14 protein-coding genes are annotated in these 14,668 nt (G+C 58.7%); 9 read left to right on the plus strand and 5 right to left on the minus strand.

The features are described 5' to 3' along the window. Nucleotides 1-104: 104 nt before the first annotated feature. Complete coding sequence (locus tag BKD70_RS11805) at nt 105-647, plus strand: helix-turn-helix domain-containing protein (protein ID WP_047276786.1); 543 nt, start codon at nt 105-107, stop codon at nt 645-647. A gap of 14 nt (nt 648-661) precedes the next feature. On the opposite strand, the gene BKD70_RS11810 is transcribed toward BKD70_RS11805, so the two are convergent. Further along, nucleotides 662-1,687, minus strand: a complete 1,026-nt coding sequence (locus BKD70_RS11810; protein ID WP_047276784.1) for a DUF4917 family protein — start codon at nt 1,685-1,687, stop codon at nt 662-664. Nucleotides 1,688-1,834: 147 nt separating this feature from the next. Between BKD70_RS11810 and yiaY the strand changes: the two genes are divergently transcribed. Next, on the plus strand, nt 1,835-2,983 hold the full coding sequence (yiaY, locus tag BKD70_RS11815) for an L-threonine dehydrogenase (RefSeq protein ID WP_047276782.1): 1,149 nt from the start codon (nt 1,835-1,837) through the stop codon (nt 2,981-2,983). Between the two features lie 122 nt (nt 2,984-3,105). Here the strand turns inward: yiaY and BKD70_RS11820 are convergent, their stop codons facing one another. Beyond that, complete coding sequence (locus tag BKD70_RS11820; RefSeq protein ID WP_047276780.1) at nt 3,106-4,629, minus strand: fumarate hydratase; 1,524 nt, start codon at nt 4,627-4,629, stop codon at nt 3,106-3,108. Between the two features lie 311 nt (nt 4,630-4,940). Here BKD70_RS11820 and BKD70_RS11825 point away from each other — a divergent pair, with 311 nt between their 5' ends. Next, entirely contained in the window at nt 4,941-5,879 is a 939-nt protein-coding gene (locus tag BKD70_RS11825; RefSeq protein WP_047276778.1) for an iron-sulfur-binding ferredoxin reductase, read from the plus strand. A gap of 30 nt (nt 5,880-5,909) precedes the next feature. Continuing rightward, a complete protein-coding gene (locus BKD70_RS11830) occupies nt 5,910-6,665 on the plus strand; it encodes an enoyl-CoA hydratase-related protein (RefSeq protein WP_047276777.1) in 756 nt (251 codons plus the stop codon). 57 nt (nt 6,666-6,722) lie between these two features. Here BKD70_RS11830 and pyk read toward each other — a convergent pair whose 3' ends face one another. Continuing rightward, entirely contained in the window at nt 6,723-8,174 is a 1,452-nt protein-coding gene (gene pyk, locus BKD70_RS11835; protein ID WP_047276775.1) for a pyruvate kinase, read from the minus strand. A 160-nt stretch (nt 8,175-8,334) separates the two neighbouring features. On the opposite strand from pyk, the gene BKD70_RS11840 reads away from it, so the two are divergent. The 3 genes from BKD70_RS11840 (at nt 8,335) to sbcB (ending at nt 10,799) form a co-directional block, all read left to right on the plus strand. After that, the gene (locus BKD70_RS11840; RefSeq protein WP_047276773.1) at nt 8,335-8,709 is read left to right on the plus strand and encodes a tol-pal system YbgF family protein; all 375 of its coding nucleotides are present in this window, start codon (nt 8,335-8,337) and stop codon (nt 8,707-8,709) included. Nucleotides 8,710-8,916: 207 nt separating this feature from the next. Beyond that, the gene (locus tag BKD70_RS11845) at nt 8,917-9,276 is read left to right on the plus strand and encodes a PilZ domain-containing protein (RefSeq protein WP_047276772.1); all 360 of its coding nucleotides are present in this window, start codon (nt 8,917-8,919) and stop codon (nt 9,274-9,276) included. 71 nt (nt 9,277-9,347) lie between these two features. Further along, complete coding sequence (gene sbcB, locus BKD70_RS11850) at nt 9,348-10,799, plus strand: exodeoxyribonuclease I (RefSeq protein WP_047276770.1); 1,452 nt, start codon at nt 9,348-9,350, stop codon at nt 10,797-10,799. 75 nt (nt 10,800-10,874) lie between these two features. Here the strand turns inward: sbcB and mvaT are convergent, their stop codons facing one another. Then, entirely contained in the window at nt 10,875-11,252 is a 378-nt protein-coding gene (mvaT, locus tag BKD70_RS11855) for a histone-like nucleoid-structuring protein MvaT (protein ID WP_047276768.1), read from the minus strand. Between the two features lie 351 nt (nt 11,253-11,603). Between mvaT and purU the strand changes: the two genes are divergently transcribed. Both purU and BKD70_RS25025 read left to right on the plus strand, forming a co-directional pair. Beyond that, the gene (gene purU / locus BKD70_RS11860; RefSeq protein ID WP_047276766.1) at nt 11,604-12,452 is read left to right on the plus strand and encodes a formyltetrahydrofolate deformylase; all 849 of its coding nucleotides are present in this window, start codon (nt 11,604-11,606) and stop codon (nt 12,450-12,452) included. Between the two features lie 116 nt (nt 12,453-12,568). Continuing rightward, nucleotides 12,569-12,742, plus strand: coding sequence for a hypothetical protein (locus BKD70_RS25025; RefSeq protein ID WP_162841624.1), 174 nt, complete (start codon nt 12,569-12,571; stop codon nt 12,740-12,742). A gap of 32 nt (nt 12,743-12,774) precedes the next feature. Here BKD70_RS25025 and BKD70_RS11865 read toward each other — a convergent pair whose 3' ends face one another. Continuing rightward, the gene (locus BKD70_RS11865) at nt 12,775-14,664 is read right to left on the minus strand and encodes a methyl-accepting chemotaxis protein (RefSeq protein ID WP_047276764.1); all 1,890 of its coding nucleotides are present in this window, start codon (nt 14,662-14,664) and stop codon (nt 12,775-12,777) included. Nucleotides 14,665-14,668 lie beyond the last annotated feature (4 nt).

The raw sequence follows: 14,668 nt of genomic DNA on the forward strand, positions 1-14,668 counted from the left end.
GAAGGTGATGGGTGGCAGTGCTTATGACACTTAAGAGGCTATATGACACAAAGTGTCATTGGCAAGTAAAACTCGCAGCTCCCTTGATGGATTAATCGCTCTACATGTCTATCCGTTTGAAATTACTCAGAAAAAAACTGGGCATCACCCTTGAGGCGTTGGCTGAACATTCCGGCCTGACCAAGAGCTATTTGTCGAAAGTCGAGCGTGGCTTGAACACCCCTTCAATCGCCGCCGCGCTCAAGTTGGCCAAGGCGCTGAACGTCAATGTCGAAGAGTTGTTCGCTGAGGACAAGGCCGGGATTGAGGGTTACAGCCTGGTGCGCAGCGATCAGCGCCAGTTGCTATCGGGCAGCGAGCACTCACCGGGCTACGCGGTGCTGGCACACCAGGTCAGTGAGCGTAACTTGCTGCCATTCATGATTTACCCGCCCGCAGCGTTCGCTGATCCCAGCTTCAAAGCGCACGTGGGGGAAGAATTTCTGTTTGTCCACGAAGGTGCGGTCGAGGTCGACTTCATGAATGAGCGGGTGATTTTGCAGCGCGGCGATGCCCTGCATTTCAATGCGCAAAAACCTCACCGCGTGCGTTCGGTGGGTGAGGTTCAAGCGCAATTGTTGGTGGTGGTGCACAGCACCGAGGAGTAAGGCGAAGGGCGCTTTCAGCGCTCGACCGGTACTGAGTGACGGCTGTCGCCCAATGGGTGCGTTTTAGCGTTAAAGAAGCGCAATGCCACCTTGTTCTGTGCAAATAGCTGCGTGTAATGGTTTTTCTGGAAGCGGATGAAGGCTTCGCTGCGCGGATAAATCGAGATGCACAGGGTTTTCAGGGGCGCCAGGCGCAGGGCGTCAATCAGGTGTTGATCTTGCTCACCCAGGCTGTGGCCGAAGATGCACAGGCTGTCTTTGTGGGCCATCAACTGTTCATGGCAAAACGACAGGTAATCCGACATCCGGATCGACTTGCGCTTGTCGTCGCTGGTGCCTTCGCTGACAAACAGCGGCACGTCATCCAGCGCGCTGATGGAGTGATTGATGGCGAAGTTGCTGAGCAGCGCGGCGGGATCGCCCACGGATTTGCGTGCCTTGCCTTCCTGATTTTTCACCAGGTGCAGCGCGCCGTGCAGGTACAGCACGCGGGTGGTTTTGCCTTTGGCTGCGGCCTGCGCCAGTTCAAAAGTGGCACCCGGCGTCTGGAACAAATCGTTGAAACGCTTGGGCGCCTGCATCAGCGCCCACGGCGCCAGCAGGTCATAGTTGGAGCAATACACCGTGCTGTAGCAGGCCAGTTCTTCCTGCCAGCAATCCAGCGTGGCGGCGGGCATCAAGCGCCAGGGAATGTGGACATCCTGAGTGCTGTTGATCAGGGCTTCCTTGATGGCGTAGTAGCGTTTGCGCGGTGATGCAGAGCTGATGGCCAGCGCCTTGTTGACCTTGCTCGCGGTTTTCAGGGCGCTGAGCACGTGCTCGAAATTGCGGGTGTTCAAGGCGTCAAACACGCTGAGTTCCGTCTGGCTGAGGGGTTTTTCGGCCACGCTTTTGGTTTTTTCAAACAGCGAGTCGTAATAAAAGTCATGCCACACGGCCATGCTTGCGCCATTGCCGAGCAGCAAGCCGCTGCACGGGGTGCTGGTGCGTAGGGCGTTCCAGTCTTCTAGTTCGGCATCAAATTCCTGGAAGGGGGTCATCGCGTAGGTCATCTCAAAGCGTGGGCGGTGCGGGACTTTATCACGACCATGTGTTGAGCCAGATCAACATCCGGATGCGCTGATGAGTTGAAGCTATGCTCATTGACTTCATCAGCGTCGCGGGTGCGCCCGCAAAGAGGACTCGCCATGACCAGTACCTTTTTTATCCCGGCCGTGAACATCATGGGCAACGGTTGTCTGGATGAAGCCATGACTGCAATTCGCAATTATGGGTTTCGCAACGCGTTGATCGTGACCGACGCCGGGCTGGCCAAGGCGGGCGTGGCGGCCATGATTGCCGAAAAACTGGCCGCGCAGGACATCAATGCGGTGGTGTTCGACGGGGCCAAACCCAACCCGAGCATCGCCAACGTGGAAGCCGGTCTGGTTGTGCTCAAGCAACATCAGTGTGATTTCGTGCTGTCGCTGGGCGGTGGCTCGCCCCACGATTGCGCCAAGGGTATTGCGCTGTGCGCCACCAATGGCGGGCATATTCGCGATTACGAAGGCGTCGACCGCTCGGCCAAGCCGCAACTGCCCCTCGTGGCCATCAATACCACCGCCGGCACGGCCAGTGAAATGACGCGTTTTTGCATCATCACCGATGAAGAGCGCCACGTGAAAATGGCCATCGTCGACCGCAACGTGACGCCGCTGCTGTCGGTCAACGACCCGCAATTGATGGTGGCCATGCCCAAAGGCCTGACGGCGGCCACCGGTATGAACGCGCTGACGCACGCCATTGAAGCGTACGTGTCCATTGCGGCCAACCCGATTACCGATGCCTGTGCGATCAAGGCGATGGAGCTGATCAGCCAAAACCTGCGTCAGGCGGTTCATGACGGCAAGGACCTGACCGCGCGCGAGAACATGGCGTATGCGCAATTTCTGGCCGGCATGGCGTTCAACAATGCGTCGCTGGGGTTTGTGCACGCGATGGCGCACCAGTTGGGCGGTTTTTACGACTTGCCCCACGGCGTGTGTAATGCCGTGCTATTGCCCCACGTGCAGACCTTCAACGCCAGCGTGTGTGCGTCACGCCTGACTGACGTGGCCCATGCGCTGGGCGCGGATATCCGCGGGTTGAGCCCGGAAGAGGGTGCTCAGGCGGCGATTGCGGCGATTCGGACCTTGGCCAAAGCTGTCGACATCCCGGCGGGCCTGCGGGACTTGGGCGCCAAGCTGGATGACATCCCGATTCTGGCGACCAACGCGTTGAAAGATGCGTGTGGTCTGACCAATCCGCGCAAGGCCGATCAGGCGCAGATTGAAGAAATCTTCCGTAACGCGTTTTAAGTCACGGCCTGCCCTCACCCCAACCCTCCCTTTAGCAGAGGGTTGAGTGAGGGGCTTGTACATCACGCGCATAAAAAAACGGCCGGTTAACCCGGCCGTTTTTGTGTCTGACTTAAAAGCGCTTACTGCACTTCTACGGCCAGGCTTTCGCTGATTTTCTTCTGCCAGATCGCTGGGCCAGTGATGTGCACCGACTCGCCTGAACTGTCGACAGCCACGGTCACCGGCATGTCTTTTACGTCGAACTCGTAGATCGCTTCCATGCCCAGTTCGGCGAACGCCACCACGCGCGACTTCTTGATCGCTTGAGCCACCAGGTAAGCCGCGCCGCCGACGGCCATCAGGTACACCGCTTTGTGTTCCTTGATCGCTTCGATGGCGGTCGGGCCGCGCTCGGATTTGCCGATCATGCCCAGCAGGCCGGTCTGATCGAGGATCTGGCGCGTGAACTTGTCCATCCGCGTTGCAGTTGTCGGACCGGCAGGGCCCACCACTTCGTCACGCACCGGATCAACCGGGCCCACGTAGTAGATAAAGCGGCCCTTGAGGTCGACCGGCAAGGTTTCGCCCTTGTTCAGCATTTCAACCATGCGTTTGTGCGCAGCGTCACGGCCGGTGAGCATTTTGCCGTTCAGCAGGACGGTTTCGCCCGGCTTCCAGCTTTGCACGTCTTCCGGGGTCAGGGTGTCGAGATTGACACGGCGAGCCGACGGGCCGGCTTCCCAGACGATTTCCGGGTAGGCGTCCAGCGGTGGCGCTTCGAGCGCGGCCGGGCCGGAGCCGTCCAGTACGAAGTGGGCGTGACGGGTGGCGGCGCAGTTAGGGATCATGCACACCGGCAGCGAGGCGGCGTGGGTCGGGTAGTCCATGATTTTTACGTCGAGCACGGTGGTCAGGCCGCCCAGGCCCTGAGCGCCGATACCGAGTTGGTTGACCTTTTCGAACAGCTCCAGACGCATCTCTTCGATACGGTTGGACGGGCCGCGCTTGATCAGCTCGTGAATGTCGATGGATTCCATCAACACTTCTTTGGCCATGACGGCTGCTTTTTCAGCCGTGCCGCCGATCCCAATGCCCAGCATGCCCGGTGGGCACCAGCCAGCGCCCATGGTCGGAACGGTTTTGAGCACCCAGTCTACGATCGAGTCGGACGGGTTGAGCATGGCCATTTTCGACTTGTTCTCGGAACCGCCGCCCTTGGCCGCTACGTCCACTTCCACGGTGTTACCCGGGACGATGGAGTAGTGGATGACCGCCGGGGTGTTGTCCTTGGTGTTGCGGCGGGCACCGGCCGGATCGGCCAGGATCGAAGCACGCAGGACGTTTTCCGGCAGGTTGTAAGCGCGACGCACGCCTTCGTTGATCATGTCGTCCAGGCCCATGGTGGCGCCATCCCAGCGCACGTCCATGCCCACACGTACAAACACGGTGACGATGCCGGTGTCCTGGCAGATCGGGCGGTGGCCGGTGGCACACATGCGCGAGTTGATCAGGATTTGTGCCATCGAGTCACGGGCTGCCGGCGATTCTTCGCGCAGGTAGGCCTCGTGCATGGCCTGGATGAAGTCCACGGGGTGGTAGTAGGAAATGAATTGCAGGGCGTCAGCAACGCTCTGAATCAGGTCGTCTTGCTTGATCACGGTCATGGGTCGCGCTCCTCTATAAGACGGGAACATTCAATAAGGTGTTTGCGACCTGGGTCGTTCGGTCTGTCGTAAACATCTTTGCAGGGATGCACCGGGCACGCATGACCGGCACAAAAAAGGCGCGGCAGTATAACCCGGCCCTCTCATTGATACACCTGAGCAGGCAAAACTTGTAGTCGCCGCCTAAGGCTGCGATAAGGGCCCGGAGCCTGCGCATGCTATTGATTGCACGGGTTTGCGGGCGTGCGGGGCAGTCGGTCCCTCACAACCCGCTAGCGTCTATAAGACTAATTGCCCACAGGAGCCCCGAAGTGCCCGAGTTACACGTCGCCAATCAGTGCTGGCCGGTTACCGTCGGCAGTAATTTGCTCGACAGCCTGAATCAGGCCGGGGTGGGTGTGCCCTACAGTTGCCGTGCGGGCAGTTGCCATGCGTGTCTGGTGCGTTGCGTGCAGGGCGAGCCGCTGGACTTGAAGCCCGAAGCCTTGACCCGTGCCCAGCGCGAGCAAGGCTGGCGCCTGGCTTGTCAGTGCCAGGTGGTCGGGGATTTGCAGGTTGAGGCGTTTGATCCGGTGCGAGACGGCCTGCCTGCCCGGGTGGCAGCGCTGGACTGGTTAAGCCCGACGTTGTTGCGGCTTCGGCTCGTGCCGGAGCGCCCGCTGCGCTATCGCGCCGGGCAGCATCTGGTGTTGTGGACGGCCGACGGGGTGGCACGGCCGTATTCGTTGGCCAGTTTGCCGGGGGAAGACCCGTTTCTGGAGTTTCATCTCGAGTGCGCCCGGCCCGGTGCCTTTGTCCGCGCGGCGCGTCAGCTCACGGTGGGGGATGCGGTGCGGTTGGGCGAGTTGCGCGGGGGTGCGCTGCATTACGACCCGGACTGGCAGGAGCTGGCGCTGTGGTTGCTGGCGGCGGGTAGTGGGCTGGGCCCGTTGTATGGCGTATTGCGTGAAGCCTTGCGCCAAGCGCACCACGGTCCGATTCGTGTGGTGCATGTGGCCCGTGATGAGTCCGGGCATTACCTCAAGGCCGAACTGCAAGCGTTGGCCCAGGCCCACCCTCAGTTGCAGGTCGAATACGTTCGGCAGGATGAATTGGCGGATTTTCTAGTCCGAATGCGCCTTGTTTCGCGCCAGACACGTGCCCTAGTGTGTGGGCATCCTGACACGGTGGAGGCGTTCGCCAAGCGTTTGTTCCTGGCCGGGTTGTCGCGCAACCAACTGCTGGCGGATGCCTTTTTAAGTCGGGGTTGAGTGCTGTCTTTCCCCTTTTTGAGCGTGCCCATGACTCAAACCATCGTTAGTGAACGTGACGGCGCGGTGTTGACCCTGCGCCTGAATCGCCCCGAAAAGAAAAACGCCCTGACCCGCGACATGTACAGCCGCCTGGCCACTGCACTGCAGCAGGCCGATGCTGACGCGTCGGTGCATGCCATCGTGTTGTGCGGCAGTGCGCACTGTTTCACCAGCGGCAATGACATCGTGGACTTTCTTGAAGTCCCGCCGACGGACATGGACAGCCCGGTGTTTTGCTTTATGCGCAGCTTGCTGGCCTGCCGTAAACCGGTAGTGGCTGCGGTGGCTGGCGCAGCAGTGGGCATTGGCACCACCCTGTTGCTGCATTGCGACCTGGTGTATGTGGCGGGCGATGCACGGCTGCGCATGCCGTTTGTCAACTTGGGCCTGAGCCCGGAATTCGGGTCGAGCCTGCTGTTGCCGCAACGGCTGGGGCAGGCAAGGGCGGCCGGGTTGTTGCTGCTGGGTGAGGGGTTTAGCGGGGAGCAGGCGGCGAACTGGGGGCTGGCCAATGCCGCGCTGGAGGACGGTGAGGCGGTGCTGCGCCAAGCCCATGCGGCTGCGCATCGACTGGCTGCGCTGGCCCCGGCCGCGGTGCAGGACAGCAAGCGGTTGATGAGGGCGCCGGGGCGTGAGCAGTTGCAACGGGTGATTGAAGAAGAAAGCTGGCTGTTTATTCAGCGCTTGAAATCGCCTGAGGCAGTGGCGGCGTTATTCGGTTTTATCCATAAAGCCGCTCCCTGAAGCAAAAAGCCCCGCCGGATTGCTCGGGCGGGGCTTGGGGTGTGGGCCGGTTAAGGCTTACACCATTTTGTCGCCGACATGCAGGATCTTCATGCCGTTGGTGCCACCGATGGTGTGGTAGCTGTCGCCCTTGGTCAGGATGACCCAGTCGCCTTTTTCGACAACGCCGCGCTTGAGCAGCTCGTCAATGGCAGCCTGGCTGACCTGTTCTGGCGGCAACGAGGCCGGGTCGAACGGCACGGTGTAGACGCCACGGAACATGGCGGCACGGGCCTGGGTTTCGCGGTGCGGGGAAAACGCGTAGATCGGCACCGAGGAGCGGATGCGCGACATGATCAGCGGCGTGTAACCACTCTCGGTCAGGGCGATGATGGCCTTGACGCCCGGGAAGTGGTTGGCGGTGTACATGGCCGCCAGCGCGATGCTCTGGTCACAGCTTTCGAAGGTTTTACCAATGCGGTGGCTGGAGGTTTTGCTGGTCGGGTGCTTTTCAGCGCCGACACAAATACGCGCCATGGCTTGTACGGCTTCCAGCGGGTAAGCACCGGCAGCACTTTCAGCCGAGAGCATCACGGCGTCGGTGTAGTCGAGCACGGCGTTGGCCACGTCGGACACTTCAGCGCGGGTTGGCATCGGGTTCTGGATCATCGACTCCATCATCTGGGTCGCAACGATCACGGCCTTGTTGTGACGGCGTGCGTGCAGGATGATTTTTTTCTGGATGCCTACCAGCTCGGCGTCACCGATCTCGACGCCCAGGTCGCCACGGGCAACCATCACCGCGTCGCTGGCCTTGATCAGACCGTCGAGGGTTTCGTCGTCGGCCACGGCTTCGGCACGTTCGATCTTGGCCACCAGCCAGGCGGTGCCGCCGGCTTCGTCGCGCAGTTGACGGGCGTATTCCATGTCCGCCGCATCACGCGGGAACGAAACGGCCAGGTAGTCGACCTGCATCTCGGCCGCGAGTTTGATGTCTGCTTTGTCTTTTTCAGTCAGTGCCGGGGCTGTCAGGCCGCCACCGCGACGGTTGATGCCTTTGTGGTCCGACAGCGGGCCGCCGATCAGCACGGTGCAGTGCAGGGCGTCATCGGTGGCGGTGTCGACACGCATGACCACGCGGCCATCGTCGAGCAGCAGTTCGTCGCCCACGCCGCAATCCTTGACCAGATCCGGGTAGTCGATGCCGACGATTTCCTGAGTGCCTTCTGTCAGCGGGTGGCTGGTGGAGAAGGTGAAACGATCACCGATTTTCAGCTCGATGCGTTTGTTGGCGAATTTGGCGATGCGAATTTTCGGGCCTTGCAGGTCACCCAGCAGAGCGACGAAGCGGCCGTGCTTGGCGGCGATGTCGCGCACCAGCTTGGCGCGGGCCTTATGCTCATCGGGCGTGCCGTGGGAAAAGTTCAGACGGGCAACGTCCAGGCCAGCCAGGATCAGCTGCTCCAGCATTTGCGGTGAATTACTGGCAGGGCCAAGGGTGGCAACGATTTTGGTTCGACGAACGGACATGCAAAGACTCCTGAGTTCAAGCGCTGCCAAAGGCTACTATGGTCTCAAGTTGTAGTCATTGTTCCTCTGCACTACTTTCGACTTAAGTTGTGGTGCATACGGTCATTGGTTGAAGAATTCGCTCGCCGGGTCGATACCCTGCTGAGAACAGGAGATACCCATGCGAATTTTGCTCGTTGTACTGTTGGCCACCAGTGTGGTCGGTTGCACCCGCTGGTCGATGAATCATCACTTGAACAATGCTTATCGCGCCTACGACCGAGGCAATTGCGAGGCGGTCATGCTGGAGCTGTCGGAAGTCGATCGCGACAGCCGTAGCCGTCCTTATATCTGGCCACAAACGGCCATGCTGCGCGGTTTGTGCCTGGAGCGTACGAAGTTTTACCTGGATGCTGCCCAGACCTACGAATGGATCATCAAGGAGTTCCCGCAGAGCGAGTGGGCGTATCGGGCCAAGGCGCGTATTGAAACGTTGCGCATCCTCAAGTTCATACCCGGCAACGCCAATTCGCAGGCCATCCCGGCAAAAATTTAACCGCGAGCTGGCCATTTGCCCTGCATTTACTAATATTGCTGTGCGATATGCGAAGTGACGTTTGTGTGTCTGCACAGTCTGACCGTGAGTGACAAAAGCCTTTGCGAACCACTTGAGTGGTCATTTCAACTCCCGGGCGTCGTGCAGCGTTGGGGGGCCTGGTACTAGCGCGGCCATGCTTAATGGCCTTTCAAAGTGATATTCAGCATGTTTACTGATCGCCGTATCGAGCGTCATCAACTGCCGTATTTCTTGAAGGTGTTCAATCGCTTCACGGACAAACCCATGGGGTATCTGGGCAACGTCTGCGAGGACGGGCTGATGCTCATCAGCCAGCTCCCGTTGTTGGTCGATGCCAATTTCGAATTGCGACTCAAGCTGCCGGACAGTGACGGTCGTGTGCAAGTGGTCGACCTGACAGCGCGCTGCCTGTGGTGCCATGAAGATGTCACGCCGCGCTACTACGACGCCGGTTTCACCCTCTATCAGCCGCCTCCCGAATACACCGCCCTGATCACGGCCTTGCGCCAGTATTTCAGCTTTTATCCCTTGCCAGCGTCGGCCTGAGGCGGCACAGGGCTGGTCTTGCTCAGGGCTGAACGCCTAGACTTGCGGGGTCTACTGTTCAGGAACACCCCGTGACCACTATCTTCTGGTACGACTACGAAACCACCGGCATCAACCCTCGTTGTGACCGGCCAGTACAAGTGGCCGGCATTCGCACTGACCTTGAATTGAACGAGATTGACGAGCCGCTCAATCTCTACTGTCAGCCCAGCGACGACATCCTTCCGCACCCTATGGCCTGCCTGATCACCGGTATCACGCCCAGTCGCCTGGAAGACCGGGGGCTGGTCGAAGGCGAGTTCATGACGCGCACTCACGCGCACCTGTCATTGCCCGGCACCTGCGGCGCAGGCTACAACACCTTGCGATTTGATGACGAAGTGACGCGCTACAGTCTGTACCGCAACTTCTTCGATCCCTACGCCCGTGAATGGCAGGGTGGCAACAGCCGCTGGGATTTGATCGATGTGGTGCGCACCGCCTATGCCTTGCGCCCTGAAGGGATTGTGTGGCCTGAAGAGGAGGGGCGCGTCACCCTGAAGCTGGAGCGCTTGACCGCGGCTAACGGGATTGATCACGGTCAGGCCCATGACGCGTTGTCGGATGTGCGCGCCACCATTGCCCTGGCCCGATTGATTCGCGACAAACAACCCAAGTTATATGAGTGGCTCTTCCAGTTGCGAACGAAACAGCGGGTGCTGGATCAGGTTCGATTGTTACAGCCGATGGTGCATATCTCGGGACGGTTTTCGGCGGCGCGTCATTATTTGGGGGTGGTGCTGCCCTTGGCGTGGCATCCGAAAAACCGCAATGCGCTGATTGTCTGTGATTTGCACTTTGACCCACGGCCATTATTGGAATTGGACGCAGAGTCACTGCGTGCACTGCTCTATACACGTCGAGAAGATTTGCCCGAAGGGCAATTACCGGTGCCGCTCAAGCTAATACACGTTAATCGTTGTCCGGTGGTGGCGCCGATGAATGTAGTGCGTGCACAGGATCAGGCGCGTTTGCAATTGGACGTTGGCCAATACCAGGCACGGGCGCAAACACTTATCGAAGCGCAGGAACTTTGGCGGGATAAATTAACGGCGATTTATGCCGGTGAAGACTTTGTGCCGAGCAGCGATCCCGAGCAGCAGTTATATGATGGTTTTATCGGTGACCGTGACCGGCGCTTGTGCGAACAAGTAAGACTCAGTGATCCGCAGGCTCTGGCCAAAGATACGTGGCCTTTTGATGACGAGCGATTACCTGAATTATTGTTTCGGTACCGGGCGCGTAACTTTCCCGATACGTTGAGCGAGCAAGAGCAGGCACGCTGGCGGGTGTTCTGCCAGCAGCGATTGTCCGATCCGCAGATGGGCGCGCCGTTGACCCTCGATGCATTTCTGGAGAGCCTGGCAGCCCTGTCACGCAGCGCAACGCCTGCGCAATTGACGTTGTTGGATGAGTGGCGCCGGTATGCCGAAGGGATCAGCCGTCGCCTGTTTGTCGAAGGCGAGCAGGGCAGCGAGGATTAACCGGCGCCAATAAAAAAACGCCAGCGAACTGGCGTTTTTTTAGAGCATCGCAACTAGGCTGCGAGCGCGTGTTACTTAGTCGAGCAAAGTTGCCCAACCTTCTACCACGTCACCGCCCCACTTGGCTTTCCACTCTTTCAGCGTTTTGTGGTTGCCGCCTTTGGTTTCAATCACTTCGCCGTTGTGCGGGTTTTTGTATTGTTTAACCTTACGGGCACGTTTGGTACCGGTAGTTTTCACAACACCGCGTGGCGTTTTGCTTACTTTGGACTCTGGGTCCAGCAGCGCAATAATATCGCGTAGCGATTTTTGGTATTCGCCCATCAGCGTGCGCAGTTTGCCTTCGAATTCCAGCTCAGTTTGAAGTTTGTCGTCTTCCGACAGGTTCTTCAGGCGAGCTTGCAGCTCTTTGATAGCTTCTTCAGTTGCGCGGTATTCGTTGATCAGGGACATGAGGATAACCTTATGTTGAAAAGGGTTAACAGGGACACAGTGGGGCAATAATAGTCAGACACTTTGAGCAAGTAAACCTGTCTTCGCACATTTAGTTAAATTTTTATTCATTAACTTCGCGGTATTGAATAAGCGCGCTATTAAATAGAGGTCACGCTATCAGCCTAATAAAAACGATTAATCAGCTACATTCGGGCCGTGTTAAAAAGCATGCAGGCCGCGGTACTGTTGAGGCTGGCCCGTGACAGCGCGAGTGCAGGGGGGCGCGTAATCAGTCTCAACGAATACTGTCGTTTTGCTGCGCACTCGCTAGAATGGCGGCCTTAGTAAAGTTTTTGGAGTTTGCCCTACATGCGCACTTTTCGACTGGTGATTGCGTGCCCCGATGGCGTCGGCATTGTCGCCAAGGTCAGTAATTTTCTGGCCTCACACAATGGCTGGATCACTGAAGCGAGCCACCACTCGGACGACCAGAGTGGTTGGTTCTTTATGCGTCACGAAATTCGTGCCGATTCGCTGCCGTTCGGCATCGAGGCATTTCGTGAAGCATTTGCACCTATCGCTGAAGAGTTCTCGATGGTGTGGCGCATTACGGATACGGCGCAGAAGAAGCGCGTGGTGCTGATGGCCAGCCGCGAATCGCACTGCCTGGCGGACTTGCTGCACCGCTGGCACAGCGATGAACTCGATTGCGAGATCGCGTGTGTGATCTCTAACCACGATGACCTGCGCAGCATGGTGGAGTGGCACGGTATTCCTTATTACCACGTGCCGGTTGATCCAAAAGACAAAGAGCCGGCGTTTGCCGAAGTCTCGCGTCTGGTCAAACAACACGAGGCTGAAGTGGTGGTTCTGGCGCGCTACATGCAAATTCTGCCGCCGGACCTGTGCAAAGAATACGCAGGCCAGGTCATCAACATTCACCACAGCTTCCTGCCTTCCTTCGTCGGCGCCAAGCCTTACCATCAGGCGTCGCTGCGCGGCGTAAAACTGATCGGCGCTACGTGCCACTACGTGACCGAAGAGCTGGATGCGGGCCCGATCATCGAACAAGACGTGGTACGTGTGAGTCACAGCGACAGCATTGAAGACATGGTGCGCTTCGGCCGTGATGTCGAGAAGATGGTGCTGGCTCGTGGCCTGCGCTATCACCTGGAAGATCGCGTGTTGGTGCACGGCAACAAGACGGTCGTGTTCTGACCAAACCTTTGTCGAGCACTCACCATGACGACCCACGCGAGGCTGCGCTCTGAGTGCAGCCTCGCGTTGTCTTTCTATGACACCAAACGCTGTAATTCCACGCGGGGTGATGTGCGATGACCGATCCACTCGACAAGGCGACGTCCAGCGCACCGGCCACGTTGGGTGAGGGGTGTTTGAGTCGTTACGACCCGCAAGCTCTGGGCCCCGAAGATGGAACCGAGTTTCCTGACGCTGCCCGGCTGTGGGAGGCGTTACAGCAAGAGGGAGAAACCGAACCTGATCTGTAGCCGCGTCCGGCGGCCACAGATCAAGTGTTCCTTTATATGCGGAAGCTGCCGACCAGTTGTTTCAGGCGGGCGGCTTGTTGCTCGAGGTCAGAACAGGCGCGCAACGTCGCCTGCAGGTTTTCCACGCCTTCCTGATTGAGGGTGTTGATCTCGGTAATGTCCATGTTGATCGATTCCACGACCGACGTTTGCTCCTCGGTGGCAGTGGCGACCGACTGGTTCATCCCGTCGATTTCCCCAATGCGTTCGGTCACGCTGGTCAGGCGCGCGCCGGCACTGTTGGCAATCTCTACGCTGTCTTTGCTGTGACGCTGGCTCTCTTCCATGGTGTTTACCGAGTCGCGGGCGCTGACTTGCAATTCCTCGATCATCTTTTGCACTTGTTGCGCAGACTCTTGAGTGCGATGCGCCAAATTGCGAACTTCGTCGGCCACGACCGCAAACCCGCGTCCGGCCTCACCGGCACGTGCCGCTTCAATCGCGGCGTTCAAAGCCAGGAGGTTGGTTTGCTGAGAAATGCTGGTGATGACCTCCAGGATCTGCCCGATATTCACGGTCTTGTCATTCAGCGACTCGATATGGCCGCTGGAGGTGCTGAGCATCTGCGACAGTTGCTGCATCGAGCCAATGCTGCGCTCAACCACTTGCTGACCTTCTTCGGCCAGGCCGCGTGCATCGCTGGCCTGATGCGAGGCCTGGGCCGCATTGCGGGCGATTTCTTGCGCCGCGGCGCCCAGTTCGTTGATCGCTGCGGCCACGCTGTTGGTGCGGCTGGCTTGTTCGTCTGAGTTAACCATGGACGAGTTGGACGCACTGACCACACGCAGCGCGACTTCATTGACGTGCTCGGTGGCGGAGGCCACTTCCGTCATGGAGGTGTGGATGCGTTCCACAAACTGGTTGAACGCGCTTCCCAATGTGCCGAATTCATCTTTGGACTCGACGACCAGGCGGCGCGTCAGGTCGCCTTCACCTTCCGCGATGTTTTGCATGGCGCGGGTCATGACGTGCAGCGGCCGCATGAGTAGACGAATCAGCAAGCCGAGCAAGGCAATGATCGAGATCACCGCAATCACGGTGGCGATGATCGCTGAAGTGCGGAAGGTGCTGAGCATGGCAAATGCCTGCGCTTTATCGATCGACAGCCCGACGTACCAATTGACGGACCCCAGGCCTTTGACCGGGGCAAACGTCACGATGCGTTCTTTGCCATCGAGTGTGACTTCGCTGATGTCGGAGCTGATCGGCGGGGTATCGTGCGGGTAGATATCCTTCAGGTTTTTCATCACCAGCGTGTTATCGGGGTGCACCAGAATTTTGCCGTCCCCGCTGATCAGGAAGGCATAGCCCATGCCGCTGAAATCAAGTGCGTTGATGCTGTCGGTGACCGTCTTGAGTGTCAGGTCGGTGCCGACGACGCCGAGGGTTTGCCCGGCTTTTTTCACTGCCGTGCCAATGGAAATGATCATCTGCCCGGTGACCGCATCAATGTACGGTTCGGTCAGGCCGGCGCCGTTGCTGTTCAGCGCGTCTTTGTACCAGGGGCGGCTGCGCGGATCGAAGCCGTCCGGCATTTTGCTGTCGGGGCGGATGGTGAAAGCGCCCTGGGTGTCACCGAAGTACACCGCGAGGAACGAGCTGGTCAGCGCTTTTTGCTCCAGCAAGCGGGAGACATACTCGGGTTCAGGGTTAAGGGCGAGGGTTTCACCCAGGTTTTCAGTGAGCAGGATGCGCCCGCCGAGCCAAGTCTGAATGTTGTTGGCCGTCGTACTGCCCATTTCACGCAGATAGCTGTCCAGATCGTCGCGAATGGCATTGCGTTGCAGGTAATCGTTGTACAGCGTAAATAGCGAAAAAGCGGCTATTACGATCAGGGACGCGGCAAGCAGGATTTTATGACTGAAACGCAGGTTTTTGTTCATGGCT

Origin of the sequence: Pseudomonas sp. BS-2016, assembly GCF_001806145.1 — a bacterium.
GTDB lineage: Bacteria > Pseudomonadota > Gammaproteobacteria > Pseudomonadales > Pseudomonadaceae > Aquipseudomonas > Aquipseudomonas lundensis.